Here is a 26,998-nt window from a genome sequence, read left to right on the forward strand (position 1 = left end):
TTGCGCCTTTATTGTTCACCAAATCTCGCAACCATCAGATCGACCAGGTTACCGCGCGAATATCGCGTGCAGGACTGCCGGCGACCAGCATACCCGGGGCGACGTCGCGTACCACGATCGATCCGGCCGCGATCACCGCACCTGATCCGATCGTCACGCCCTTCAGGATCATCGCCCCCATGCCGATCCAGACATCGTCGCCGATCACCACCGGTGCGGTCCGTGCCCGCGCGCCGGTCAGGTCGTGATGATCGGTGTCCATGATGACGGTCCGCGCGGCGATCGCGACGCGGTGGCCGATCGTCACCGCCTGATGACAATCGATGCGGACATCGTCGGCCAGATAGCCGCTGCCCAGCGTGAGCTGTCCGCCCTTGCTCACGCGAATCTCGACCCCGCGATGCAACGCGAAGATGCCGTCGACGCACATCGCGCCGCCCGGCCGCACCGCGACCTCGGTTCCGCGCGACACCTGCCCCGGCCAGCATTTGCCGATCGCCAGCCGTCCCTTGCCGCTCAGCGGCCCGGCGATCGACAGGCGCGCCCGGCGGTAAAGGATGACCCGGAACGGCGTCCTGAGATTGGCGAACAGCGTCGCCAGCGGCCGTAGCCGCAGCAACAACCGCAGGATCGGCTTCGCGCGAGAAAACAAACCCAAATCAATTCCTTCGTCGATCGGCGACGAACGAATTTACTCCGAATTGGTTCAATAAGTATTTTTGTGGACGACGACCTTCACCGTCATCGCCAGGATCGTGACGTCGCGCCAGAACGACCAGTTGGCTGCATATTCCAGATCGGCCTGCAGCCGGCGGGTCAGGTCCTCGACATGGTTGGTCGCGCCGCGATAGCCACGGACCTGCGCCAGACCGGTAATGCCGGGCTTGAGCGCATGCCGGTGCCAGTAACGGGTGTCGACGTCCCAGAACAGGTGATTGCCCGCCAGCGAGCCGAGTGCGTGCGGACGCGGCCCGACGATGCTCATCTGGCCGAAGAACACGTTCAGCAGCTGCGGCAATTCGTCGATGCTGGTGCGGCGGATGAAATAGCCGACGCGGGTGATGCGGTCGTCGTCGCGGCTGGTCGAGACGTTGCCATCGGCATCGCATTGCTCGACGCGCATGCTGCGGAACTTGAGGATGTCGAAGAACTCGTTGCCCCGCCCGACGCGCCGCTGGCGGAACAGCACCGGCCCCGGGCTGTCGAGCTTGATCAGCAGCGCCGTCAGCAGCAGCGCCGGCGCCAGCGCGATCAGTGCCGGCACGCACACCGCAAGATCGAAGGCGCGCTTGGCAAAGGCATCGCGCAACGACAACGGCCCGACCGACACGGTCAGTGTCGGGCGTTCACCGATCTGCGACACGCCGAGGGCGCCGAAGTGGGCGATGGTGTCGACGACCACGTCTCCGCGAACATTTGCCCCCTTCAGCAACATCGCCCAGTCCTGGCAGCGCGCTTCGGAACAGGCGACCACCACGCGTTCGCATTCGCGGATCAGCGAGCCGAAGGCGTTGAGCATCGCCGGGTCGCGCAGGTCGGGAACGAGGCCGATATCGCTGGCGCGGACCGCACGGAATCCCGGCGGCGGCGCCATGTCGGCACCGTCGAGGATCAGCATCTGCACCAGCAACCGGTCGCGCAGCTTCGATTCGACATAGATGGCGACGATCTGCCGGAACACGACCAGCGTCAGCGTGCCGACGACCATCGCGATGCCGATCAGCAGGCGCGACAGATCGCGTTCCAGCTTCAGGAAATAGGATAGCAGGAACAGCACGCCATAGGTGAACAGCAGCGCGCGGACGGCTGGCGCGGTGTCCACCGACACATCCTGCGTCGAGCGCAGCGAGAAGGCGCCGGAATTGAACGCGATGCCGGTATAGACGATCGCGGTCACCGTCAGCAGCTCGAACAGTTTGAAGTCGGACTTCAGCAAATGGCTGGGCAACAGGAACCCGAACGCGATCGCGGTAATGTCGAGCACGAGCAACGTGACATAAAGCCGCAGGCGCAGCGCATGCGGGGTCAGCCAGAATCGCGAACTTCTGGCCGCGCCAGCAATATCCGTTCCGGAATCGGCTGGTATTCCTGTCACCCTGATCCCCGATGTCCGTTATATGCCGGTAACGGCTATAGTTGGTCTTGGTCTTGAAGCCCGTACGTGCGCCGCGCGTCCATGGATCAGTTGCGCTTGCGGCGCAAGTCCGGGGCGATGCGACCGTTCGAGCGGCGATACGGTAAAAGCGTTACCACATCTTTACTTCGCTGCAGCGCGATACAAGTCATAAAACGCATCGACATGCCCGCGCCAGCCAAAGCGCGCGTCGAGCAGGCTGTCCAGTGCCGCCGAATCGGGCCGCGCGATCGTCGGCCAGTCGCGCGCGAACGCCGCGCCCGAGGCGGGATCGGTGAAATCGACGATGCGGCCGAACCCCATCGTCTCGATCGTCCGTTCGAAGGCGGGAATGGCGTTCAACACCGGATAGAGATGCGCCGACGCCCCCTCGATCGCCGCCAGACCGAAGCCTTCATAGCTCGATGCCGACACATAGACCGACGAGCGCCGGACGATATCGGCAATTTCGGAGTCGCTCGGCGTCACCACCACCTCGACCGCGTCGGCAATGCCGGCGGCGGCGGCACGGTCGCGCAATTCGCCCGTCTCCACGCCCATCGGTTTGCCGGCGATCACCAGCCGCCATGCCGGATCGATCGAACGCGCCTGCGCGAACCATGGCAGCAGGTCGAACAGGCCCTTGTTCGGCGCGAGCCGCCCGAAATACAGCATCGTGCGCGCCGACGGATCGGCCAGCCCGCGAAACTTGTCGAGGCTGACGCCATTTTCGATCAGCCGCAAATTGCGCGGACGGATTTGCAGGAACCGGTCATAATCCTGCTGGCTCGACGCCCCGGTCCCGGCATAGGCGCGCATCGCGGTGCGGGTGACCGTCGCGAAATAGCGCAGCTTCATCTTGCCGGCGAACTGGGTGTGGAAGAATCCGCCATGCGTCGACAGCACCAGTGTGCGGCCATGGATCGGCCTGGTCAGCGCGAGGTAATCGAACAGGAAATCGACGCCATGGACATGGACGATGTCCGCGCCGTGCAGGTGGCGCAGCACGCCGGGGGCGACCGGGTAGCGCTTCGACCCCTTCCAGCCGACGCGACGTATCTCGATCCCGTCGATCGCATCGTGGTGCGGCAATTTGGTCGCGGTAGCTTCGTCGAAGATGGTGTCGAGCGTCACCACGCGCACGCCATGTCCGTCGCGCTGCTGATAGCGCGCCAGTTGCAGCACGCATTCCTCCATGCCGCCGATCCCCGGATGGAACTGGCGGACGACATGCACGATCGACAGCGGCCGGTCGGCGCTCATGGGCGCGACTCCACCGGACCGGTGCGGGGGTCGGGGCCGGCAATGGGTCCGGGGCTGGTCGAAAGGGCCGGATTCAGCATTCGTTGATACTCCGATGGAGGACAGGTGAACCGAAGGTCCTTGGGACATTCGATCTTGAACAGATAGCGGTCGGGCCACATCCGGCCCCCACCCCACCAGGTGACGCCAAGCAGTACGTCGCTATTGGCGCGTAGCTGCGCGACGGCATCGGCGCCCACGGCCATGCAGCCCGTCGGGATCGCCGCATAGCTGCCGAACGCCGATTCGGTGATGTACCCGCGCAGGCCGCGCCGCCGCAGTTGTCGGGCGAACCGGTCGAACCCGCTGTCGGTACGCGGCTCGCCCTTGTCGTTGGTGCAGTCGCGCTTGGTACCCGAATTGTCCGAATCGAAATAGCGATGGCCGTTCAGGAAGGTGCGGTCGATCGGATCGAGCGGCCCCGGCGTCCGGTCGAGCGCGCAGCCGGCGCTTTGACATGCGCCGTCGGCCGACTCATGCTTGTCGAAGCGCTGGATGCCCGACCAGCCGGGCCATTGCAGCAGGATCGGATGGCGGATGCCCGCCCGCCGCAGCCCGGCGATCACCGCCTTGGCCTCGCTCGCCCACTGCATCCATTCGACGTTGCCGGGTTCGTTGACCAGATCGATCATCACCGACCCGTCATCGGGGAACTGTCGCGCCAGATCGGTCCAGAAGGCGATCTGCTCGCTCACCGGGTTCCAGCGCGAATTGTGGTTGTCGAGGATCAGCGGCACGCCGCGCGAGCGGGTGAAGGCGGCGATCGCCTTCAGTTCGTCGACCCGGTCGGCGGTCATCCGGCTGGGTCGGAACGGATAGCGGATCAGGCCGAAGCGCAGGCGATCGACGGCGTTGCGGACATCCGCCAGCGTCGGGCGCGCCGCGTCATTCTCGCGGCCCTCCGCACCCGACAGGTTGACGCCGAACTTCGGCGGCGGGGCCGGCCGGCGCGGTGGGTCCTTCGGTTCGGCGTCGCTCTGCCCGCTGCACCCGGCGACCAGCAGCATCTCGGCCAGCAGCCATGGCGCGCGCCTCACGACGCCGCCCCCCGCCGCCGGGCGATCGCGCGCGCGGCAGAATCGATCAGCGACACCAGAAATTCTCCCAGCAACCAGCGCGGCCGCCGCCATAGCAGGATCAGCCCGACGACCAGCAGCGCCGCCCCCGAGACGCTGACCGTCACTAGCGCCGGCGCCGCCGCGTTTCGCAACAGCGTCACGACCGGCAGCACGACCGCGACGCTCAACGCCGCCAGCAACAGGCCATGGCCGTGGCTGGCGGCGAACGCGCGCAGGTCGACGCCGGCGATGCGACAGGCGTTGACGTTGATGATGCAATAGGACGCCACCACCGCGATACTCCCTGCCAGCGCAACCGCCTCGATACCATAAGGATAGGCGATCAACGCCCCGCCGACGACCATGCCGAGATACACGATCTGGTTGAAGATCATCGCCCCCGTCGCCGCTCTCGCCCGCTGCAACGACCCGCCGATCTTCGACCCCAGCCGAAAATAGCTTGCCGAACACAGGATCGCAAACGGCCCGATCACCGCCGCCCAGCGCGATCCGAGGATGATGTCGATCACCTCCGGGGCCAGCACCGCCAGCAGCGCCGACATCGGCATGCCGATCGCCGCGGTCAGTTCGGTCCCGCGCAGAAAGGCGGCGCGCAGCCGCACGGCATCGTCCTGCACCTGTGCCATGGCGGGAAACACCAGCCGTTCGGCGATGCGGGTATAGAGTTCGGACGGCACGCTCATCAGGTTGAAGGCGCGCGAATAGATGCCGAGCGCGGCGGCATCCATCGTCCGGCCGACGACCAGATTGTTGGAGCGCAGCGCAAAGAAATTCAGGATGCGCGCCAGCGAAAAGCCGGCCCCGCGCCCCATCAATCGCCGGAACCCCGCCCGCGTCAGCAGCGGCCGCATCGGCGGGCGGACGATCGCGACCAGCCATCCCGCCTTGAACGCGGTTTCGACCAGCGCCGCCGCCACCAGAGCCCAATAGCCCCAGCCGCGCCACGCGAGCAGGATGCCGACCCCGCCGGTGCCGACGATTCGGCCCAGCACCTGCGCGATCATCACCCGCCGCACATCGAGCTGCCGCACCAGCAGATTTTCGGGCACGATGCCGAACGACTGGATGACGAATACCAGCGCCAGCACGCGCAGGACGTCGGTCACCCCGTCGATATCGAGGAAATCGCCCGCCAGCGGCGCCAGAAGCTGGGCAAGCAGGAAATAGCCGATGCCGCTCAGGACGACGAGCGTGCCGGCGACGCGCAGATCGTCGCGCGTCAGCCCCGGCATCTGTACGATCGTCGCGCCGATCCCGACCTCGGCCAGCAGCAATGCCAGTTCGATGAAGATCGTGGCGCCGGCGATCACGCCGAAATCATGCGGGAACAGGATGCGGGCGAGCACGGCGGTGAAGCCCAGCTCGATCGCCTTCGACGTCAGTTGCAGCGCGGTGGTCCACCCTGCCCCGGCGGCGAGGGTGCGCTTCATCGACCCCGGCGGGCCGGCACGTGCCACCGGATCGCGATCCTCGATGCGGCTGTCGTCGCTCATCGATCGCCGCGCCGGTACGAACCAACCGGCGGACGCTCCCCGGGAACGTCCGCCGTCCCGGTCAGAAAATGCGCTCGCGGACGAACAGCACGTCGTCAGGCAGGACCGGCGCGGCCAGTTCGGCCTCCAGCTCGCGCCCGCCGCGATACAGCGTCACCTTGCGCTCCGACCCCGACAGCGTCGGGCCGCCCGCGCGGGCCAGTGCCTGGCGGATGGTCATGCCCGGCGCGATCGCGAACGCCCCGGCATTGCCGATCTGGCCGTAGACATAATATTGCGGCGCCGCGATCGCATAGACCGCATCGCCCGGCTGCATCGCGATATCGGCCTGCTGTCCGCGCGCGATCTGCGTCAGGCTGTAGGTCGTGACCTTGCCGCCGCGCCGCAACTCGACGATGTCCGAGCCACCTTCGCGCAGGCCGCCGGCGCGTGCCGCCAGTTCGCTCAACTGGGTCGGACGGTCGAGCGGCACGATCCCCGGCTTGGCGAACTCGCCGAGCACGGTGACGGTGCGGCTGGCGTAATCGACGATCTCGACGTTGACGATCGGATCGTTGACGTACCCGCCGCGGCGCAGCTGTTCCTGGATCGCGCTGGCCAGTGCCTGCGTCGTGCGATTCGATGCCTCGACCCGGCCGACCAGCGGCAGGGTGATCGATCCGTCGGACTTGATCCGGGTCTTGGTCACCGAACCGCCCTGACCATAGATCGACACCTCGATCTGGTCCTCGGCCCCCAGCCGATATCCATCCCATGTCGCCTGCGCCGCCGCGGGCTGCACGAGGGCGCACGGCATCGCGATCGCGATGGCCAGACTGACGAACGCCTTCATCCCCTTATCCTTTCCCATCAAATGCGCAGCAACGCCCGTAATGTCGTGGAGAAGCTGTCATAATCGTAAAAATCATTCTCGGCGGTACGCTGCCGGTAGCGGGTCGCCAGTTCCAGCGTGATCGGCTGTGCCAGTCGGTAGCGGACATCGGCCTGCGCGGTAAGCTGGGTATCCGAGCCGCGCGGCTGCGTCAGGAACAGCGGATCCTCGCCCCGGTAATCGCGCTCCGACAACTGGACGCCGGCGCCGAACGACGTCTTCCGGCTGACCGTCAGCCGCGCGCCGAAATCGGCCTGCCGGCGCAAGATATAGCTGGTGCCCAGATTGCCGCGCGCCGAAACCAACCGGCCATAGCCCGCCGACAGCACGAATCGCGAGATCGGCGTATAGGATGCGTCGATCGCATAGGTGATGCCGCTGAAGGGCGACGCCTGTGGCGATGCCGGATCTGCCGAGGTGTAGCCGACCTCGGCACTCGCCTTGATCCGGGTACCGACGTCGCGGGCGAGGCGCAGGCCGGCCGAGCGGACCTGCGTCACGTCGCGGATCGGCCCTTCCGGCGTGGTGAACACACGCGCGCGCCGGATCGTGGAGAACGCACCGAACAGTTGCGCCGTGCCGAGGCTGGGGCGGCTGTACCCGATGCCGACGCGACCATCGACGGTGTTCTGGTTCCGCTCCTGCCGGCGCTGGTTATCGACCTTGAAATATCCGGCCGAGGCGAGCGGATAGAAGCCGGCCGGACGCGGGCAGCTGGCGTTGATCGAATAATCCTGGGTCGTCGCGACGTTGCTGATGACGACGCCCAGATCCTCGAGATCGGACTGCGCCTGGAAAAAGCCGCCCTGGATCGTCGCACGGCATTTCGGCCCGACCCGCACGTCCGCGCCGCCGATCAGCGCGATATCCTGCCGATTCAGAAAGCGGAAGCGGTCGTTCCAGACATAGCCGGCATAGCCGTTGGCGAAAATCCGCTGCCGTGCCAGTTGCCGGCTGTAATCCAGCGTCACGCGCGGCGCCATCGACAGATTGTCGGTCGGCCCGTTGGTGCGCTGTTCGCCCAGACGCAGGATGTTGGTGTCATAGGTTTCGACCACCGCCAGCGACAGGTCGAACTTGTTCTCCTGCGCCCGTGCGGGGGCCGCGGCCACGACAAGGCCGACTGCGCCAGCGGTCGCGGCGATGGCGACTGGACCCTTCATTCCCCGAACTCCCTGTCGGATGCGGCGCATCCGGCCCTCTGCTCTATGACTTTCCGGCGGCCCGGTCAAAACCCGGACGCACCCGTTACGATCCGCCTGCCGGCGCTGCCGGACCGCGTCCCGTCACCACGACGAACGGGGGTAACTAACCACGGCGGCTCGACAAGTATATCCCTATGCTGCATTGCGGCATCATTTCGCCTCCGCACCATTGACCCCGCGCAAATGGCAAGCCATTGCGTGGCCAGAGGCGCGGGTCGATGACAGGCGCAGCACGCTACAAGGAGCGCGACATGAGCAAGGGACGGGTCGTGTTCGTGTCCGCCTTTCACGATTATCGCACCGCCAAGCGGGCGAGCATCCACCCCATCGCCAAGGCGCTGGCCAATACCGGCTATGACGTCACCTTCCTGTCGACGCGGTTCAGCCGGCTGTCGCGGCGCAAGGGTGATTCGCGGCTGTTCCTGTGGGATCGGGCCAACCGGTTCGAAACGGTCGACAATATTCGCTGCTATCTGTGGCGTACCGCCTTCCACCCCTTCGCGACCGGCTCGGCGCTCGGCGACAAGGTGATGGGGACGCTGTTCCCGCTCTATGCGGAACTGCCCAACCGCGACGTCGACCGCATGTTCGCCGAGGCCGATTATCTGGTGGTCGAGGCGACGGTCGCGGCGGTCATGCTGCGGCGGATGCGCCGGCTCAACCCCACCGCGCGCATCATCTATTATGCGACCGACCGGCTCGATACCGTCGGCGCCCACCCCTATGTCCGGCAGCGGCTGGAGGTGGATGGCGCGCTGGTCCATCATGTCAGCCTGCGTTCCAGCGTGATGGCCGAGGATTTCGGCTGGGCGACCGACCGGCTGACCCGGATCGGCTTCGGCATCGATCCCGACGATTTCGTCGACGACGGCACCAATCCCTATGCACCCGGCACGATCAACGCCGTGTCGGTCGGGGCGATGCTGTTCGACCAGAATTTCTTTCGCATCGCCGCCCCCGCCTTTCCCGACGTGCAGTTCCACGTCATCGGCAGCGGCGCGAAGTTCGATTGCCCGCCCAACGTGATCCTGCATGACGAAATGCCGTTCCGCGCGACGCTGCCCTATCTGCGCCATGCGACGATCGGCCTCGCGCCCTATCACCGTGCCGCAGGGGTCGAATATCTGGCGGAGTCGAGCCTGAAGCTCGCCCAGTATGAATATCTGGGCCGGCCAGCGGTTTGCCCCGACTTCGCGCAAGGCGATATCGCATCGCGTTTCGGATATCGTAACGACGACCCGGTATCGATCCACGCGGCAATACGCGATGCGCTGGCGGCAGCGGGGAGCGTGGCACCGCGCGCCTTTCCCACATGGGACGGGATCGGCGAACGGCTGCTGCACCCCGAACGCTATCCGGACACCGCTCTGCCGGGGCACGCGCTACCGCATTCGAACCGATAGGCAATTGATGACGTTTATGCGATGCAAGGTTCGGGCAGGCCGGGGCCGGCCCGTGGGGAAGGAGGCGGAATGTTCGATCGGTTGATGGCGCATGTCCGCCTGCTGCTGCGCAGGATCAATGGCGATACCGGACGGATGCTGCCCAGCCCGCTGAAGGTCGCGGCACAGGCGTCGCGCCCGCCGGTTCCGCGCGCGCCGACGCCGCCGGTCCGGACCGCCGCCCCCGAATTGTCGCCCGAACGCCGGATCGAGCGTACCCGCGCGCTCGCCGTCCGCCTGTTCGGCGCGAATCAGCCGGTCGACAATCCGCGCGACCTGTTCGGGCGCGAAGCCGAATTGCGGACGCTGCGCGAAGCGGTGCTCGAATCGGGCATGCACGCCGTCATCCATGGCCCGCGCGGCAGCGGCAAGACGTCGCTGGTCCGCGTGTTCGGCGACATGGCCGATGCGCGCGGCGCCACCATCATCTATCTGTCGTGCGCGGGCACCGGCGATTTCGGACAGGTCATCCTGCCCTATCTCCACGAACTCGGCCCCGCCCCGTTCGGGCTACGCGGCGACGAATATAGCAAGGCGATCGACCTGTTGTCGGCGGCACCGACGCCGCGTGCGGTCGCCGCGCTGCTGGCCCGTGCCGACCGCGACGACGTCGTCTTCATCCTCGACGAATTCGACCGCCTCGACGACACCGAGACCAAGGCGCAGCTCGCGCTGCTGCTGAAACTGCTGTCCGACATGCGCTCGCGCGTGCGGCTGCTGTTCGTCGGCATTTCCGGCGACGTCAGCGAACTGATCGACGTCCACGCCTCGGTCCGCCGCCACCTGACCGCGGTCGGTCTGAAGCCGATCGCCGATGCCGAGGTGAAGAACTTCATCCGCCTGACCAGCAACGCCATCGGCCTGACCATCGCCCCGAACGCCTTGGAAGCGTTGCGCTGGGCCGCCTGCGGTTCGCCCTATCATATGCGGTTGTTCAGCCTGCAGGCGTGCCTGGTCGCGATCGACCGCGGACAGCAGGAGGTCGACGATGCGGCGATGACCGAGGGGCTGCGCCGCGCGCAGGCGATCTGGCGCACGACCAATCCGCGCGACGACGAACTGTTCTCGCAACTGCTCGCCGCACGCCGCTATCCGATCGCGTTGCTTGAAAGCTTCGCGCGGGCCTGTGCCACCCATCTCGAATTCACCGTCGCCGACCTGACCGACGCCCTGATCCGCGACGGCCATGATCCGGCGCTGGTGCCCGACCTGATCGACAGCTTTTCGCCTGCCCTCGGCCGTATGCAGCAAGGGTCGCAGCGCCTGGCGTTCGACGACGTGCTCGCGCCGCAATTGCTGCTGTCGATGTGCGTGACGACGCGGACGGGCGCTGCCCCCGTGCCGGCCGCCGACGAAGGAACCATGCAATGAACGTCTGGGACTATCTCGAGTCGCTGAAGAGCCGCTGGCGGCTGATCGCGCTGGTCGCGCTGGCGTGCATCCTCGCCGTCGCGATCTGGACGTGGCAGTCGCCGCGCACCTACACCGCGTCGTCGACGCTGCTGTTCGACCTGCAACAGGCCGATCCGGTCGCGGGCGGCGGTGGCGCTGCGAAGGCATCGGCATCGGTGCTCGGTACGCAGGTCGACATCATCCGGTCGGGCGTCGTCGCCCAGCGCGTCGCCGAGAAGCTCGGCTATGACAAGGATCCCGACCTGATCCAGCGCTATCGCGAATCGGGCGAACAGCGCATCGGCCTGCGCGAATGGATCGGCCGCCGGCTGGTCGCCCCGCTCGAGGTCGTGACGACGCGGTCGACCAACGTGCTGTCGCTGAACTACAAGAGCGCCGACCCGGAAAAGGCGGCGCAGCTCGCCACCGCCTTTGCCGAAGCCTATGTCCAGACGCAGCTGCAGCTGCGCATCGACCCGGCCCGCGTCTATTCGCAATGGTTCCAGTCGCAGATCAACGAGGCGCGCGATCGGCTCGAACAGGCGCAGCGTCGCCTCAGCGGTTTTCAGCAGGCGCGCGGGCTGGTCGGTGCCGGCCGGTTCGATATCGAACAGGCGCAGCTGAGCGAATTGTCGCAGCAGATGACCACCGCCCAGGCCGAAGCAGCGCAGTCGCGCGCCCGCGCCAACACCTCGGTCGGGTCGTCGTCCTCGGCGCAGCAATCCGCCGTGGTCCAGGGACTGGACGGGCAGATCGCGGGCAAGTCGGCCGAATTGCAGCAACTGCGCCAGTCGCTCGGCCCCAACCACCCGATGGTCGTCGCCGCGCAGGCGCAGATCACCGAACTGCGCAACCGGCGCAGCGCGGCGGTCGGCACCGTCGTCGATGCGGTCCGCACCGACAGCGCCGCCGCCTCCGCGCGCGAGGCCAATCTGCGCGGTCTGGTCGCGGCCCAGCGCGAACGCGTGCTGCGCCTCGCCAGTGCGCAGGATGAGATGGCGGTGTTGCAGCGCGACGTCGACTCGGCGCGCGCCGCCTATGACGCGGTCACCGCGCGGCTGAACGAAGTCCGCCTGCAGAGCGAGATCCCGCAGACCAATGTCAGCGTGCTCGACCGCGCCACCGCACCGACGCTGCCGTCCAGCCCCGACGTCGCCCTGCGGCTGCTGCTCGGCATCGTCGGCGGCGTGTTCGTCGGGGTGATGCTCGCGCTGTTCCTCGAATGGCGCCGGCCGCGCGTCCGCACCATCGACGGCTTCGAACGGGCCACCGGGTTGCCGGTCCTCGTCGATCTCAGCCGCGGATCGGTCCATGTTGGTTTCGCCGGAAAGGAAGCATCGGCATGAGGTTGCGTTCCAGCACGTCGCGGGCAACGACCGATCGCTACAGCGACGTCGAAACCGCATTGATCGACGCCAACCGGCTCGGCCGCGAGGAGCTCGACCGGATCGAGGCCTATCGCGCCCGCACCGGCGCCAGCTTCACCGAAGCGGTCGTCGATCTCGGCGTCGTCGCGCCCGAACAGGTGCAGCGCACGCTGGCGACGCGGGCGGAGGCGGGCACGCTGATCGATCCCGACGCCACCGGGGTCAGCCGCGCGGTCGTCGCCGCCTATGATCCCGACAATGCGCTGACCGTGAAGCTGCGCGCGTTGCGCTCCAGCCTGTTCGCGATCGAGGATCTCGAACGCGGCGACCTGCGCGTGATCGTCGTCGCCGCGGTCGGTACCGACGATGCACCCGGCGTCGCCGCCAATCTCGCGACGCTGGTGGCACAACTCGGCCAGCCGGGCCTGCTGGTCGACGCGAATTTCGCCGCCCCGACCCATCACAGCCTGTTCGCGGTCGACCCGGCCGAGGGCGTCACCTCGCTGCTGTCGGGTGCCGAGGATCGCGCCGCGACGGTGGTCGAAACCCCGGTACCCAATCTCTCGCTGATCGCGGCCGGCCCGGCGATCAATGCGCTGCCCGAAACCGTCGAGCGCGTGTCGCTGGTCGAACAGATTCGCGCCATCCGGCTGGGCCATCGCTTCGCGATCGTCGACGCGGGGCACCAGCCGCCCGAAATGGTCGCGGCGATCGCACGCGGCGCCGATGGCCTGCTGCTGGTGGTCGAACGCACCCAGACGCCGTTCGCAGCGCTTGACGAGCTGCTGCCGCGTCTCGAAGCCGCCGACGTGCCGGTGCTCGGCAGCATCCTGATCCGCTGAAAACTGGGCGGGACGGTCGCACAGGGCCGTCCCGCCCCCGATCACTCGTCCGACTGGCGGAAAAATGCCAGTCGCCGGGTCAGGATCGGCCGGCCGATCCGTTCCCACAGCAAGGGCGACCGGTGCAGTCCGGCCAGCGCGTGGATCATCCGCACCTGCCAGCTTCCCGCCTCGCTGCGCGCCTGCTCGATCACCGGCCAGCCACGCGCGAAATCGCCCTTCACCATCAGCCGCGCCCCGAACCACGCCAGTTTGCGGCCCAGCACTTCGGGGCGCTGTCGCAGGAACGGGGCGAGATAGCCGTGCCGGTCGAGCGGATCGGCCTCCCCCCGGTCGACCGCCCGCGCGCATTGCACCGCGAAGTCGGACAGATAGGCTTGCAGCACCAGCTTCTGCGGATCGGCGCTCACCCCGCCTGCCGGCTTGAAGCGCCGGTAGAGTATGTCCGGCACGATCGCGTAACCGGCATGGCGCGAAATCCGCAGCCACAGGTCGCGATCCTGCGCATAGCGGAAGAATTCGCGATAGCCGCCGACCTGATCGTACAGCGCCCGGCGGAACATGGTTTCGCCATGGGTGAACAGGTTGCGGGTCAGCAGCGCTTCGTGGAACGGCAATCCAGCGGGCGGGCGGAACACCAGCGTCCCGTCCCCCACCGTCTCGTCATCCTCGACCCAGCATCCGACCACGCCGATCGCCGGGTCGTCGATCAGCACCTGCGCCTGCCGCGCGACGCGATCGGGAAAGGACAGGTCGCCCGATCCGTGGATGGCGACGAACGCACCGCTGCTGGCGCGGATCGCGTCGTTGATCGATGCGACGAACCCGCGATTGCCGCGCGAGATGACGGTCAGCCGCGGATCGTCGAACGCCTGCAGCTGTGCCAGCGTATCATCGGTCGATCCGTCATCGACGATCACGATTTCGAGGTTCGGATAGGTCTGCGCCAGCACGCTGCCGACCGAATCTCTCACCCGGCTGCCACGATTGTAGAAGGCACTCACCACCGACACACGGGGCAGGTCGGTCATTCGCTTTCCCTCTATCGTCCTACGGCGACCGTCCTGACGGGCATTGTAGGGGATTGGCGGCGCGAAGTCTGCCCCCGAATGTCAGGGCAGCCGCAGCGCGATTTGCGGAACGTGACCATGCATAGATTGCCGCCTTTACCCGCGGGTTAACGGTCCGGCCGGCACTGCCCCGAAACGCGGAAGGACCGCCCGCCCCTTGTCGGGACGGACGGTCCAGCCGGGCCGACGCCCGTCGTTTCAGAGGATGAAGTCGCTGGCCGACAGCTTGTACTGGAACCCTTCCAGCCGGATGCCGAAATCGGCCTTGCCGTCGCCGTTCAGGTCGACCTCGATCTGGGTATAGTCGTCGATCCGCTCGTAGCGGAGCTGCCCGGCCTTGCGGCTGAAATCCGCGTCGCCGATGAAGGTCATCGCCTGGTTGCCGCTGAGCTTGGTATTGGCGTCCATCGCCGACAGGTCGATCACGTCCTCGCCGCGGGTGAAATCCATGATGCGGTCCATCGTCCCGCCCTTGGATTCATTGGCGGCAAGGAAGCGGAACGTGTCGCGGCCGGCGCCACCGGTCAGCCAGTCACGATTGGTCCCGCCGGTCAGCACGTCGTTGCCGGCACCGCCGAACAACTGGTCCTCGCCCTCGCCGCCTTCCAGCCAGTCATTGCCTGCGCCGCCGGTCAGGATGTCGTCCCCCTTCAACCCGTAGAGATGGTTGCCAGCGTCGTTGGCGGTCAGCTTGTTGGCGCTGCTGTTGCCGGTTCCGCGCCGCGCATCGCCGGCCAGCGTCAGGTTTTCGACATTGGTGGCCAGCGTCCAGTCGATCGAGGCGATGACGGTGTCGTTGCCTTCCTTATACCCTTCGATCGTCTGGTCGCCGACATTGTCGACATAATAGGTGTCGTTGCCGGTCCCGCCGAGCATCCGGTCCGCACCGCCCAGCCCGTCGAGCGTATCGTCGCCCCAGCCACCGCTCAGGATGTTCGCCATGGCGTTGCCGACGATGACGTTGTCCAGCTTGTTGCCGGTGCCGCTGATCGCGCTGCCGTCCAGCTTCAGGTCCTCGAACGACGTGCCCAGCACCCAGTCGACGGTGGCATGGACCAGGTCATGTCCCTCGCCGACCCGTTCGGTCAGCACGTCGAGAACATTGTCGACATAATAGATGTCGTCGCCCAGCCCGCCGGTCAGGATATCGGCCCCCGCCCCGCCGTCGAGCACGTCGTTGCCCTTGCCGCCGATCAGGGTGTTGGCGGCGCTGTCGCCGATCAGTACGTCGTTGAACGCGCTGCCGACGACTTCCTCGATCGACACATATTTGACGCCATCGAGCTTGACGGTGACGCCCGCCGTCGCGGTCGTGAAATCGACCTTGTCATAATGGTCGGCGGTGCCGATGCGCGGCGCCGACGACGCCGTATTGGCCGCCGTCCCGGTCGAAACCGGATTGGGCGCCCACAATTGCGCCAGCCCGACATCGTCGCCATCGGACAGGTTCTTCAGCAACGTGTCGAGCGACGCCTTGCCGTTGCCGTTCTTGTCGAGCAGCCCGACATTATAACCGTTGAACCATTTGCCCGCGCCCCAATAGGTGCCCGACAGGCCGTAATCGTTCATCGCCTTGAGCATGTTGTCGAGTGCGACCTGCCAGCGCGGATCGTCCGACGGCACGCCGAATTCGCCGATAAAGCCGCGCGCGCCCTTTTCCTCCAGCCATTGGACGAACGCCTGCAACCGCTTCACGCCGATATCGGCGGTGGCGCCTTCCTGGTCGTAGCTGCCGGCATAGGTGCCCGACTGGTTCTTATCGAGATAGAGATGCGCTTCGTAGACGATGTTGTCGGCCGGATCCTTGATGTCCAGATTGGGGTTGTTCGACGCCCAGTTGGTCGCATTGGCCCAGCTTTCGCCCTCGACGAAGATCGTCGTATTGTCGCCCAGCGCGCGGATCGCGTCGACCGCCGCCTGTGCCGCCGCCGGCCACACCGTCTTGTTCGGCATGTTATGCGGTTCGTTCATCAGGTCGTAACCGTACACCGCCGGCTTGTCGCCGACCGCATCGGCCAGCTTCGACCAGAAATCGGCGAACTTCTCGACCGGGACGTCGGCGGTGCCGATCGCCTTGCCGGCGAACCGCCCGTAATTATGGACGTCGATGATGACCTTCATGCCCAGGCTCTGGGCATTGTCGAGGAACTTCAGCAGCCGCCCCAGTTCCTGTTCGTCCAGCGGCCCGCCCAGCTTGTCCTGAAGGCGTTCCCATTTGACGGGAAGACGGACGAGTTCGATCCCCTTCGCCGCATAGAAGGCCAGATCCTTCAGCGACGGGTAGATATAGTCATAGCCATAGCGGTCGCCCTTGCCGAACTCCGCACCGGACAGGTTGATACCAAGCATTACAGACCCCGCATCCGTCGCAATATTGCGACCTTCCCGGGTCTTATGCCGTATGGCCTGTCGATATTCGGTTGCGTGACGGGGCTAACGCGCCGTTCATCATCTTTTAATTGTTACGCTTGCGATCCTTTAGGACGCCGTACAGGAACCGCGGATTGCCGAGCACGTAGCGGTTGAACATCCGCTTCGGCTCCAGCCCCAGCCGATACAGCCATTCCAGCCGGATCGTGCGCAACCAGTTGGGCGCGCGCGGGATCGCGCCGGAGGTGAAGTCGAGGAACGCGCCGACGCTCATCGACGCCATGCCGATCCGGTCGGCATGGCGCGCGGCGAAGATTTCCTGCCGCGGCTGGCCCATGCCGATCACCAGCAGGTTGGCGCCCGACCGCGCAATCTCCTCGACCAGCGTTGGTTCGTCTTCCGGTTTGAAATAGCCGTCGCGTACGCCGACCACCCGGTGGCGGGGATAGCGCGCGGCGATGATCTCGCCCGCCTGCGCGGCGATACCGGGGCGGCTGCCGAGCAGGAACAGGCGCAGCTCGTGCCGGCTGCGTTCGAAGAAGATCGGGATGAAGTCGCTGCCATTGACGTTGGCCGGGAACGGCGCGCCGTACAGCAGCTTGCGCGCCATATCGACGCCGATCCCGTCATTCAGCACGAGGCTGCCGGCATAGGCGTCGACCAGCCGCCGGTCGTCGCGCGCCAGATTGACGCTGTGCGCATTGCAGAAGGTCACGCTGGCACCGTCGGCGGCATCGATCCGGTCGTCGACCGCCGCCACCGCTTCGTCAAAGGTCAGGACGGCGATGTCGACCGGGCCGATCCTGCTGGTTTCCGCCTCGATCATGTTTGCTCCGTCGGGTTGGCAATGCGCGCAACATGGTGAACCCGGCGCTAAGCCTGTTGCTCAACCGCCCCGCAACCGCGTCCGTAGCAATGGCTTTGACGAATAGTCAATCGAGGCGGGACGATGACCGATACTGCCGATCCCTATACGGTACTCGATATCGATCGCGGGGCGGATGCGGACCAGATCAAGCGCGCCTTTCGCCGGATGATCGCGCGGTCGCATCCCGACCGCTCGCGCGATGCCGATGCGGCGGACCGGGCAGCGGCGATCATCAGCGCGTACCGCACCCTGTCCGATCCGGAACGGCGACGGATGGTCGACCGGCGTCGCGACCGGCACCCCGTTCCGCCGGGGGCCGAACGTCGACAGACTGTCCGGCGGGCGGCGGATAGGGCGGCGCTGTCGCGACAGCGCAACCTGACGATGCTGGTGCGCGACACCGCGGCGGCGGCGATCGCGGTCGTGCTGGTCGCCTATCTGCTGGCGCCCGATTTCCGCGCCTATCAACGCGATCATCGCGACGGCAAGGCGATCGCGGCAATTACCGCCGTTCCCCAACGATAAAAAGCCCGGCACTTTCGTGCCGGGCTTTCCATGGATCGCGATGCGAGCGCTTATGCGCCCGGGGTCGGATCGAAGGTCGAGTTGGCGGTGCCGTAATAGTAGTAGGTGACGCCGTTGATCTCGTTCGAACCGAGATAGGTGACCGAGGTCTGGCTGGTGAAGTCCAGCTGGCCGCCCGGGCCACCCTGCGGATCGCTGGCCGACGGACCGTTCGAACCCGAAATGTCGAGCACGTCGTTCTGGCCGAAGGTCACGGTCTGGTTCGAGTCGCTGTCGAAGATCATCGACGTGGTGACGAGCAGATCGTCGTCACCGAAGTTGTTGATCGTGTCGCCACCGAGGTTCAGGCCCAGCGCGTTGTCATGGAACAGCACCTTGGCGCCGCCCGACATGTCGAACGTGTTGTCGCCGACCGTGCCTTCGATCACGTTGGTGCGGCCGAAGGGCTCCCACAGATTCTTCAGCGTCGCCGAGTCGGCATAGACGAAGCCACCGTTCTTGCTGCCCAGATAGCGCAGCTCGGTGATGTTCGCGTTGTCACCGGCAAGCTGAAGCTGGTCCTGACCGGCGTTGCGGCGGCTGGTGCGATCGATGTCGAGCACGCCGTTCGCGCCGAACTGGATGAAGCCATCGCCATTGCCGTCGAAGATCTGACGGTTGTTGATGATCGAATCGTTCGCACCCCAGCCGAGGAACAGGTCGTCGCCGACATTGCCGTTCGCGATCACGAACGCGTTGGCACCATCGGCGGCCTGGTAGGTGTCGCTGGTCCCGTTTGCGACCACGTCCTGCCGCGTTGCGGTGGAGATCAAAACGCTGTTGTCACCAAATGCCATATCACAATCCTCCTTGTTGCCCGGGAGGTGCGCGGTGGCCGACAATCGACCCCCTGCACCATTCAGTCCCCCTTTTCCGCTCAATGGCAGGAAACAGGTTTTTGGAATGCCTTCCCCCGGTTCAGCAACGTCTACTCGACGAGCACGGCATTTACTTTCGAGTAACCATTTCGTTCCCGGTCAGAGACATGCATTTACATACGTCCCGTTGCGGGACAGCACAAGCGTGGCGAAAATGTCTCAAACCGGGACTAACCCGTTGAAACCGCAACTGGTTCCAGGCGCAGATATCTGTTCTGGTACGGAGGCGTTACGACCGGCAGCAAGGCGTCATTTTCGATGCCCGCGCCCCCCGGTTCGAAAGCCCGTTCCGACCCTTGCGAGGCGGGTTCCTAGGGTGTCCGGTTGCGCCGCAAAATAAGGTAGAGCGCACCCCCGCCCCCATGACGCGGATGCGCGCCGCGAATGGAGGCAATGCGGTCGACATGCCGTCCTGCAGCGATCCAGTCGCCGATCGCCGCGCGGATCGCCCCGCGCGCATGGGGACGTTCGGATTCGGGGCGCGGCGGTCGACCCGTCACCACCAGCAGCACGCGGTCGCCGCGCGCGATCGCCCGCCCCAGTTCCTGGTCGAGCCGGGCATGGGCGGTCGCCAGCGTATGACCATGTAGATCGATGGTCGCATCGGGGCTGACCAGCCCACGCGCCAGCCTGCGGTCCCATCCGGCGTCGAGCGTCTCACCCGGCGTCCGGGCGGCGCGGGCGGGCTTGGCGGGCGGCGCCGCGACGGGGCGCACCGGCTTCGGCTTGGGCGCACCATGCGGTTCGAGCGGCGCCGTGGCAGCGACCGGTCGCGCGCCGTGCAGCGGCTTCACCGCCGCGACGACCCGCGCCCACAGCGCCGCCTCGGCCGGATCAAGACGTCGGCCGGCCACTCGCAATCCGTGCGACAGTCCCGATCGGCAGCAACAGCCACGCCGTGCCGCGCGCGCTCATGCCGCCCGCGATCGCCCGCGCCTCGTCGCCCGCACCCCAGAAGGTGTCGAAACGATTGGTGCCCTTGATCGCGCCGCCGGTATCCTGCGCGACCCACAGCCCCGACGCATCGGTACGGTCCATCGACAGGAACACCGGCGCGCCCAGCGGCACGAACCGGACATCGGCGGCGACGCTGGCATTGCCGGTCACCGGCAGCCCCATCGCGCCCAGCGGCCCCGGGCCGGTCAGCTCGCGAAAGAACACGAAGCTCTTATTCTCGCGCATCACCACACGGCCCTGTTCGGGATTGGCGCGCAGCCACGCCATCAGCCCCTGCATCGACGCCTGATCGGGGCCGATCAGCCCGCGGTCGCGCATCAGCTTGCCGATGCCGGTATAGTCGCGACCATTCTGCCCGGCATAGCCGATGCGCATCACACCACCATCGGGCAGCCGCAGCCGCCCCGATCCCTGTACCTGCAGGAAGAACATCTCGACCGGATCGGCCGCCCACGCGATTTCGAGGCCACGCCCGGCCAGCGCGCCTTCCTCAATCGCGGTCCGGTCGTAATAGGGCACGAACTTCGCGCCATCGACGCGGCCTCGGATCCGCTTGCCCTTGAGGTCGGTCGAGAACAGCCCGAGATCGGCCTCGACCAGATCGCCCGGCACGCCATAGATCGGCGTTGCATAGCCCGGCTGCCGGGTGCGCGATCCATGGATTTCGGGTTCGTAATAGCCGGTCGCGAACGCCTTCCCGTCACCGACCTGCGCGGTTTCGAACCATTGCGTGAAGAAACTGCGCGCCTGCCCCGCGCCGACGCCGCGCGCGGCATCGCACGCCGCCTGCCAGTCGGCCCCTTGCGTCAGCCCGGTCGGATCGGTCCGCCGCACCAGCGACGGACAGGAAATGCGAAACGCCGCCAGCGCCCGTGCGGCGGACTCCTCGGTCAGCGGCAGCGCGGCGACCGGCGGCCCGGCGACGACACCCGCCGTCAACGCGGTCGTCGCACCATCGACGGCAACGCCCCCGGTGATCGGCGGCAACGGCACCGCCCCGGTCGGCTGCCGCACCGCCACCGATTGCTGCGCCGGCGGCTGCGTCCGCACCGGTGGGCGTGAGGACGTCGCCGTCTCCACGCCCCGCGGCACGATCGCATTCGAACAGCCAGCCAGCAGCAACGCGGCGAGCGCCGCCAATCCCCCCTTGCGCATCGACGTCAGGCTTCGTCGGTATCGGCAAGCTTCCAGTTCGGGTCGTTGCTCTTGAGCACCCGCAGGAACGTCCAGACGTCATGCGTCTCGACCGCGTCGGACATCGACCCGGCAACGATATTGCCCTCGGCATCGCGGGTGATCGCGGCGATATCGGCATCGAAGCGCACCGACACGCGCGCCACGCCGCCCTCGACCGACGCCTCGGTCACCACCGCGCGTTCGATCGACACCAGCCGGTTGTCGAGCACATGGCCCGCCGCGTTGCGATCGGCGATCGCCTGCGTAAAGGCCTCGCGCACGTCACGCTCGGTCAGCCATTCCAGCGTCGCCTCGTCGCCCTTCCAAAAGGCTTCGAGGATCATGCGATAGGCCGACTTCGCCCCGTCGATGAACTGCGCGACGTCGAACGACGGATCGGCGGCGATCAGCGCGCGCAGGCCGTTTTCGGCGCCGCTCTCGACATGACGCGGCCCCAGCACGCGCGCTTCGGGCGTCACCTCGATCGGGCGCGCGACCGGCGGCGTCGCGATCCGCTCGTCCGCGGTCCGCGGCAAGGGTTCGTGACCGGTCCGCTTCCCCAGCACGGCATAGAGCCGCATCGCCAGAAACGCCGCGACCATTGCGAGCAGGACGACAAAAACCACCATGCCTTCACTTCCTTCCATCGATCGGACATAGGACCGAACGAGCGCGGATACAAACGGCGTGACGGCCATAAGTTCGCCTGAGTGGTCGACCCGTTGAATCACGGTCGGGCCGCTGCTAGTCCGCGCCATCTTAACGCGGGAAGCGCCAAAGCTATCCGCCCGAGCCGACAGGGATCGACATGGACGAACAGAACGCCGCAGGCGGCATCGACGCCTTTGCCAACGGGGACGACAGCCAGCCGTCGGTCAACGTCATCACGCAGTACGTCAAGGATCTCTCGTTCGAGAATCCCAGTGCTCCGGGCGTCTATCAGATCGCCGGCCAGCCCAAGCTCGACGTGCAGTTCAACATCGGCGCCAGCCAGGTCGGCGACGATGTCCATGAAGTGGTGCTCAAGATCGAGGCGCGTGCCGAGGTCGAGGATCAGGTCATGTATCTGGTCGACCTGTCGTTCGCCGGCCTGTTCGGCCTGCGCAACATCCCGGCCGAGCATCTTCAGCCCTTCCTGCTGGGCGAAGCGCCGCGCATCCTGTTCCCCTTCGCCCGCCGGGTGCTGGCCGATGCGGTGCGCGACGGCGGCTTCCCGCCGCTACTGCTCGAACCGATCGACTTCGCGCAGCTCTATCTGTCGCAGGCCGAGCAGCAGGGCGCGCTGGGCGAAGTCGCCGGCCACGCCTGATCGTTTCCGGGCGGCGGGCGCAGACGTCGGTCCGATCGACAATCGAGGACGCCGACTGCCATGCAGCTGGGTGACACGCAGTTCCTGCCACTCCGACCTCCGCGCAGGCGGGGGTCCAGGGTGACAAATGTCGGCCTGTCGTTGCCCCGTCCCGCCGCCCGTTCGAGACCGCTGCGAACGTCGCGAACGCAGCCAACTCCTCGCCGTACCCCGGCGAAGGCCAGGGTCCAGTTGGGGGGCGTCAGTGATATGCGGATAAGCCTTTCTGACTGGACCCCGGCCTTCGCCGGGGTACGGATCGGCGACTGCCGCAAAGGTCTTGCCTGCCAATGCGCACGGCCGGCGGTTCGATCGGCCCTGAACCCATGAAACTGGCGAAATCGCTGGGGTCGGTCGGCGGCCTGACGCTGGTCAGCCGCGTGCTGGCGCTGGGCCGCGACTCGTTGCAGGCGACGTTCGTAGGCGCGGGCTTCGCGTCGGACGCGTTCCTCGTCGCGTTCCGCCTGCCCAACATGTTCCGCGCGCTGTTCGCCGAAGGCGCGTTCAACGCCGCCTTCGTGCCGCTGTTCAACAAGAAGGTGGCCGAGGGCGACGCAGCGGTGGAGGGTCATGGGCTGCCCGCCGGCATCGCCTTTGCGCAGGCGGTGCTGTCGGTATTGTTGCCGGTACTGGTCGCTGCGACGATCGTCATGCTGATCGGCGCATGGCCGCTGACGTACCTGCTGTCGGGCGGGTTCAACGACCCGACGCCTGCGCAATTCGCCTATGCGGTCACGCTGTCGCGGATCACCATTCCCTATCTGCTGCTGATCTCGATCGTGTCGCTATTGGGCGCGATCCTCAATTCGCTCGACAAATTCTGGGTCAATGCCGCGGCACCCATCCTGCTGAACGTCGCCATGGTCGCCGGCCTGCTCTTCTTCCACGGTCCTGATCCCTATGCGACCGCACGGGTACAGGCATGGGCGGTCACTGTCGGCGGCGCGTTGCAGCTCGGCTGGGTCATGTTCGCCTGTCGACGGGCGGGCGTATCGCTCCGCCCGCAGCGCCCGCGCCTGACCTCCGACGTGCGCGAGATGCTGCGCCTCATCGTCCCCGCCGCGATCGGCGCGGGCGCGATGCAGATCAATCTGCTGATCTCGACCGCGCTGTCGGGGCGGCTGCTCGATCAGGGGTCGATCTCCTACATCTATTATGCCGACCGGCTGAACCAGTTGCCGCTGGGGCTGATCGGCATCGGTCTCGGCACCATCCTGCTCCCCACCATCTCCCGCCAGCTTGCGCGGAAAGAGGATGCGGCGGCGATGGATACCCAGAATCGCGGCATCGAACTGGCGCTGCTGCTGACGCTGCCGGCGACCATCGCCTTCCTGACCGTCGCCGAACCGATCATCCGCGCCCTGTTCCAGCATGGCGCGTTCGGGCCGGAAGATACGCTGCGCAGCGCCCAGTCGCTCGCCGCCTTCTCGCTCGGCCTGCCCGCCTATGTCCTCATCAAGGTGATGACGCCCGGCTTTTATGCGCGACAGGATACGCGGACGCCGGTGCGCTTCGCGATGATATCGATCGTCATCAACATCGTGCTCAACCTCGCGCTGATCCCGACCGTCGCGCATATCGGCCCGCCGCTCGCCACGGCGGTTTCGGCATGGGTCAATTTCGCGATGCTCTACGTCACGCTGCGGCGGCGCGGACATTTCGCGTTCGACCGGCAACTGACCCACCGCCTGCCGCGCTTCGCCATCGCCGCGCTGCTGATGGGGGCGGCGCTGTTCTTCGCCGACCGCATCGTCGGCCCATGGACCACCGGCGAAGTGATGACGCGCATCATCGGCATGGTCGCGCTCGTCGGCGCGGGTGCCATCGTCTATGGCCTTGCCTGCCTTGCCACCGGAGCGTTCCGGCTGGCCGATCTCCGCGCGCTGCTGCGTCGGCGCGCCGCCTGATAGGAAACAGAAATGCGTGTCGTCTCCGGCATCCAGACCACCGGCAATCTTCATCTCGGCAATTATCTGGGCGCGATCCGCAACTGGGTGCGGTTGCAGGACCGGATGGGCGCCGACGATGTCTGCCTGTTCTTTCTCGCCGACCTCCACGCGCTGACCGTGACGCAGGATCCGAAGGTGATGGCGTCGAACACGATCGAGATGGCGGCGACCTTGCTGGCGGCCGGCATCGATCCCGACCGCTCGATCCTGTTCAATCAGGCGCGGGTGCCCGCGCATAGCGAACTGGCGTGGATCCTCGGCGGCACCGCCCGGGTCGGCTGGCTCAACCGCATGACTCAGTGGAAGGACAAGGCCGGCAAGAACCGCGAAGGTGCCAGCGTCGGGCTGTTCACCTATCCGGTCCTGCAGGCTGCCGACATCCTCGCCTACCGCGCGACGCATGTGCCGGTGGGCGAGGACCAGAAACAGCATCTGGAGCTTGCCCGCGATATCGCGACCAAGTTCAACCTCGACTTCGGGGTCGAGCTGTTCCCGCTGCCCGAACCGATGATCCCGGAAGATACCCCGCGGATCATGAGCTTGCGCGACGGCACCGCCAAGATGTCCAAGTCCGATCCGTCGGACATGAGCCGCATCAACCTGATCGATTCGGACGAGCAGATCGCGACCAAGTTCCGCAAGGCCAAGACCGATCCCGAACCCCTGCCGTCCGAGGTCGCCGGGCTGGCGGAACGGCCCGAGGCGCGCAACCTCGTCACCATCTATGCCGCGCTGTCGGGGGAGACGTCGCAGGACGTGCTCGCCAACTTCGGCGGCCAGGGTTTCGGCGCGTTCAAGCCCGCGCTCGCCGATCTGGCGGTCGCCAAGCTCGGCCCGATCCGCGACCGGCTGGTGGCGCTGCTCGACGACCGCGCCGCCGTCGGCGCAACGCTGGCAAAGGGTGCGGCAAAGGCGGACGCACTGGCCCGCCCGACGCTGCTCGCCGCCCAGCAGGCACTGGGACTGCAAGTTTGAATATTTGTTTTAGTTAATAGGGTGCCACGGCCAAATATATGTTGTCCGTGGCACCTTCGTCACCTTATGCGTTCGGCAAGGCCTACTACAGGGGAAGCCGTTCGTGACCAGCACCACCGTCGAAACCAAGCCCTTCACCGACCAGAAGCCCGGGACCTCGGGCCTGCGCAAGAAGGTGCGGGTATTCCAGCAGCCTGGCTATGCCGAAAACTTCATCCAGTCGGTGTTCGACGTGGTCGAGGGCAAGGACGGCGCGACGCTGGTGATCGGCGGCGACGGCCGCTATCTGAACCGCGAGGTCATCCAGACCGCGATCCGCATGGCCGCCGCCAACGGCTTCGCCCGCGCGATCGTCGGACAGGGCGGCATCCTGTCGACCCCCGCTGCCTCGAACGTCATCCGCCAGCGCGGCGCGATCGGCGGCCTCGTCCTGTCGGCCAGCCATAATCCCGGCGGCCCCGACGAAGATTTCGGCATCAAATACAATGTGTCGAACGGCGGCCCTGCCCCCGAAGGCTTCACCGACGCGCTCTACGCCCGCACGCTGGAGATCGACCGCTACGTCATCAGCGATGTGACCGGCATCGACCTCGACACGCTCGGCGAACAGGGTGTCGACGGCCTGACCGTCGAGGTGATCGACTCGGTCGCGGCCTATGCCGATCTGATGGAGACCCTGTTCGACTTCGCCGCGATCCGCGACCTGATCGCCGGCGGCTTCCGCCTGTCGTTCGACGCGATGAGCGCGGTGACCGGTCCCTATGCGACCGAAATCCTCGAACGCCGGCTTGGTGCCGCGCCCGGCACCGTCGTCAACGGCACCCCCCTGCCAGATTTCGGCGGCCACCACCCCGACCCGAACCTCGTCCACGCCCACGAACTCTACGAGCGGATGATGGCCGCCGACGCGCCCGATTTCGGCGCAGCCTCGGACGGCGATGGCGACCGCAACCTCATCATCGGCCGCGGCATCTTCGTGACGCCGTCGGACTCGCTCGCGGTGCTGGCCGCCAACGCGCATCTGGCGCCGGCGTACAAGGACGGCATTGCCGGCATCGCCCGCTCGATGCCGACCTCCGCCGCCGCCGACCGCGTCGCGCAGGCGCTGAACGTGCCGCTCTACGAAACGCCGACCGGCTGGAAATTCTTCGGCAACCTGCTCGACGCCGGCCTCGTCACTATCTGTGGCGAGGAAAGCGCCGGCACCGGCTCCAACCATGTCCGCGAAAAGGATGGACTGTGGGCGGTGCTACTCTGGCTCAACATCCTCGCCGCGCGCCGCCAGCCGGTCGCCGAGATCATGGCCGACCATTGGTCGCGCTATGGCCGCAACTATTATGCGCGCCACGATTATGAGGGCGTCGAGCAGGCCGGCGCCGACGCGCTGATGGCGTCGCTGCGCGACCGCCTCGCCACCCTGCCCGGCACGGTGATCGGCGACCTGACCGTCTCCGAAGCCGACGACTTCGCCTATCACGACAGCACCGACGGATCGGTCAGCCGCAAGCAGGGCATCCGCATCCTGTTCGCCGACGGATCGCGCATCGTGTTCCGCCTGTCGGGCACCGGCACCCAGGGCGCGACGCTGCGCGTCTATATCGAACGCTACGAGCCGGCCGAGGGCGATCTGGCACAGGAAACCGGCGATGCGCTGGCGCCGCTGGTCGCGGCTGCAGAGACGGTCGCGTCGATCAAGCAGCATACCGGCCGCAACGAGCCGGACGTCATCACGTAAGA

Annotated in this window: 23 protein-coding genes; 9 read left to right on the top strand and 14 right to left on the bottom strand. The window is 66.6% G+C overall.

Features of this window, described 5'->3' with window-relative positions:
- Positions 1-34 precede the first annotated feature (34 nt).
- The 7 genes from MF607_RS22705 to MF607_RS10070 all read right to left on the bottom strand — a co-directional run bounded on the left by MF607_RS22705 (position 35) and on the right by MF607_RS10070 (position 8,021).
- On the bottom strand, positions 35-658 hold the full coding sequence (locus MF607_RS22705; RefSeq protein ID WP_277925844.1) for an acyltransferase: 624 nt from the start codon (positions 656-658) through the stop codon (positions 35-37).
- Between the two features lie 48 nt (positions 659-706).
- The gene (locus tag MF607_RS10045; protein ID WP_242118174.1) at positions 707-1,984 is read right to left on the bottom strand and encodes an exopolysaccharide biosynthesis polyprenyl glycosylphosphotransferase; all 1,278 of its coding nucleotides are present in this window, start codon (positions 1,982-1,984) and stop codon (positions 707-709) included.
- A 273-nt stretch (positions 1,985-2,257) separates the two neighbouring features.
- Entirely contained in the window at positions 2,258-3,376 is a 1,119-nt protein-coding gene (locus MF607_RS10050) for a glycosyltransferase family 4 protein (protein WP_242118177.1), read from the bottom strand.
- A complete protein-coding gene (locus MF607_RS10055) occupies positions 3,373-4,452 on the bottom strand; it encodes a cellulase family glycosylhydrolase (RefSeq protein ID WP_242118180.1) in 1,080 nt (359 codons plus the stop codon). Before MF607_RS10055 ends, MF607_RS10050 begins: the two co-directional genes overlap by 4 nt.
- Positions 4,449-5,987 (bottom strand): lipopolysaccharide biosynthesis protein, encoded by a 1,539-nt coding sequence (locus tag MF607_RS10060; protein ID WP_242118182.1) that lies wholly within the window; start codon positions 5,985-5,987, stop codon positions 4,449-4,451. The genes MF607_RS10055 and MF607_RS10060 overlap by 4 nt, the downstream gene beginning before the upstream one ends.
- Positions 5,988-6,048: 61 nt before the next feature.
- Positions 6,049-6,819: an SLBB domain-containing protein gene (locus MF607_RS10065; RefSeq protein ID WP_242118185.1), complete on the bottom strand. Its 771-nt coding sequence runs from the start codon at positions 6,817-6,819 to the stop codon at positions 6,049-6,051.
- 17 nt (positions 6,820-6,836) lie between these two features.
- A complete protein-coding gene (locus tag MF607_RS10070) occupies positions 6,837-8,021 on the bottom strand; it encodes an outer membrane beta-barrel protein (protein ID WP_242118187.1) in 1,185 nt (394 codons plus the stop codon).
- Positions 8,022-8,314: 293 nt separating this feature from the next.
- Between MF607_RS10070 and MF607_RS10075 the strand changes: the two genes are divergently transcribed.
- The 4 genes from MF607_RS10075 to MF607_RS10090 all read left to right on the top strand — a co-directional run bounded on the left by MF607_RS10075 (position 8,315) and on the right by MF607_RS10090 (position 13,106).
- Entirely contained in the window at positions 8,315-9,466 is a 1,152-nt protein-coding gene (locus MF607_RS10075; RefSeq protein WP_242118189.1) for a GumK N-terminal domain-containing glycosyltransferase, read from the top strand.
- 69 nt (positions 9,467-9,535) lie between these two features.
- Positions 9,536-10,876, top strand: coding sequence for an AAA family ATPase (locus tag MF607_RS10080; protein WP_242118191.1), 1,341 nt, complete (start codon positions 9,536-9,538; stop codon positions 10,874-10,876).
- A complete protein-coding gene (locus tag MF607_RS10085; RefSeq protein WP_242118193.1) occupies positions 10,873-12,243 on the top strand; it encodes a GNVR domain-containing protein in 1,371 nt (456 codons plus the stop codon). Before MF607_RS10080 ends, MF607_RS10085 begins: the two co-directional genes overlap by 4 nt.
- Positions 12,240-13,106, top strand: a complete 867-nt coding sequence (locus MF607_RS10090; RefSeq protein WP_242118195.1) for a P-loop NTPase family protein — start codon at positions 12,240-12,242, stop codon at positions 13,104-13,106. The genes MF607_RS10085 and MF607_RS10090 overlap by 4 nt, the downstream gene beginning before the upstream one ends.
- Before the next feature lie 41 nt (positions 13,107-13,147).
- Here MF607_RS10090 and MF607_RS10095 read toward each other — a convergent pair whose 3' ends face one another.
- From MF607_RS10095 to MF607_RS10105, 3 genes are all read right to left on the bottom strand, one after another.
- Entirely contained in the window at positions 13,148-14,137 is a 990-nt protein-coding gene (locus tag MF607_RS10095; RefSeq protein ID WP_242118197.1) for a glycosyltransferase, read from the bottom strand.
- A 237-nt stretch (positions 14,138-14,374) separates the two neighbouring features.
- On the bottom strand, positions 14,375-16,525 hold the full coding sequence (locus MF607_RS10100) for a cellulase family glycosylhydrolase (protein ID WP_242118200.1): 2,151 nt from the start codon (positions 16,523-16,525) through the stop codon (positions 14,375-14,377).
- A 106-nt stretch (positions 16,526-16,631) separates the two neighbouring features.
- Positions 16,632-17,372 (bottom strand): WecB/TagA/CpsF family glycosyltransferase, encoded by a 741-nt coding sequence (locus MF607_RS10105; RefSeq protein ID WP_242118201.1) that lies wholly within the window; start codon positions 17,370-17,372, stop codon positions 16,632-16,634.
- A 123-nt stretch (positions 17,373-17,495) separates the two neighbouring features.
- Between MF607_RS10105 and MF607_RS10110 the strand changes: the two genes are divergently transcribed.
- Positions 17,496-17,939, top strand: a complete 444-nt coding sequence (locus MF607_RS10110) for a DnaJ domain-containing protein (RefSeq protein ID WP_242118204.1) — start codon at positions 17,496-17,498, stop codon at positions 17,937-17,939.
- A gap of 50 nt (positions 17,940-17,989) precedes the next feature.
- On the opposite strand, the gene MF607_RS10115 is transcribed toward MF607_RS10110, so the two are convergent.
- The 4 genes from MF607_RS10115 to MF607_RS10130 form a co-directional block, all read right to left on the bottom strand.
- The gene (locus MF607_RS10115; RefSeq protein ID WP_242118206.1) at positions 17,990-18,775 is read right to left on the bottom strand and encodes a hypothetical protein; all 786 of its coding nucleotides are present in this window, start codon (positions 18,773-18,775) and stop codon (positions 17,990-17,992) included.
- A gap of 392 nt (positions 18,776-19,167) precedes the next feature.
- A complete protein-coding gene (locus tag MF607_RS10120) occupies positions 19,168-19,710 on the bottom strand; it encodes a Smr/MutS family protein (protein WP_242118208.1) in 543 nt (180 codons plus the stop codon).
- Positions 19,691-20,968, bottom strand: coding sequence for a murein transglycosylase A (gene mltA / locus MF607_RS10125; protein ID WP_242118210.1), 1,278 nt, complete (start codon positions 20,966-20,968; stop codon positions 19,691-19,693). The genes MF607_RS10120 and mltA overlap by 20 nt, the downstream gene beginning before the upstream one ends.
- A 5-nt stretch (positions 20,969-20,973) precedes the next feature.
- Positions 20,974-21,618 carry a Tim44/TimA family putative adaptor protein gene (locus MF607_RS10130; protein WP_277925846.1) on the bottom strand — a complete coding sequence of 215 codons (645 nt, stop codon included), beginning with the start codon at positions 21,616-21,618 and terminating at the stop codon, positions 20,974-20,976.
- Between the two features lie 179 nt (positions 21,619-21,797).
- On the opposite strand from MF607_RS10130, the gene secB reads away from it, so the two are divergent.
- The 4 genes from secB to MF607_RS10150 all read left to right on the top strand — a co-directional run bounded on the left by secB (position 21,798) and on the right by MF607_RS10150 (position 26,996).
- The gene (gene secB / locus MF607_RS10135; protein ID WP_242118212.1) at positions 21,798-22,298 is read left to right on the top strand and encodes a protein-export chaperone SecB; all 501 of its coding nucleotides are present in this window, start codon (positions 21,798-21,800) and stop codon (positions 22,296-22,298) included.
- A 365-nt stretch (positions 22,299-22,663) separates the two neighbouring features.
- The gene (gene murJ, locus MF607_RS10140; RefSeq protein WP_242118216.1) at positions 22,664-24,244 is read left to right on the top strand and encodes a murein biosynthesis integral membrane protein MurJ; all 1,581 of its coding nucleotides are present in this window, start codon (positions 22,664-22,666) and stop codon (positions 24,242-24,244) included.
- Between the two features lie 12 nt (positions 24,245-24,256).
- Positions 24,257-25,261 carry a tryptophan--tRNA ligase gene (trpS, locus tag MF607_RS10145; protein ID WP_242118218.1) on the top strand — a complete coding sequence of 335 codons (1,005 nt, stop codon included), beginning with the start codon at positions 24,257-24,259 and terminating at the stop codon, positions 25,259-25,261.
- 103 nt (positions 25,262-25,364) lie between these two features.
- On the top strand, positions 25,365-26,996 hold the full coding sequence (locus MF607_RS10150; protein WP_242118220.1) for an alpha-D-glucose phosphate-specific phosphoglucomutase: 1,632 nt from the start codon (positions 25,365-25,367) through the stop codon (positions 26,994-26,996).
- The last annotated feature ends 2 nt before the right edge of the window (positions 26,997-26,998 follow it).

Origin of the sequence: Sphingomonas lacusdianchii (genome assembly GCF_022664395.1) — a bacterium.
In the GTDB taxonomy this organism is placed as follows: domain Bacteria; phylum Pseudomonadota; class Alphaproteobacteria; order Sphingomonadales; family Sphingomonadaceae; genus Sphingomonas; species Sphingomonas lacusdianchii.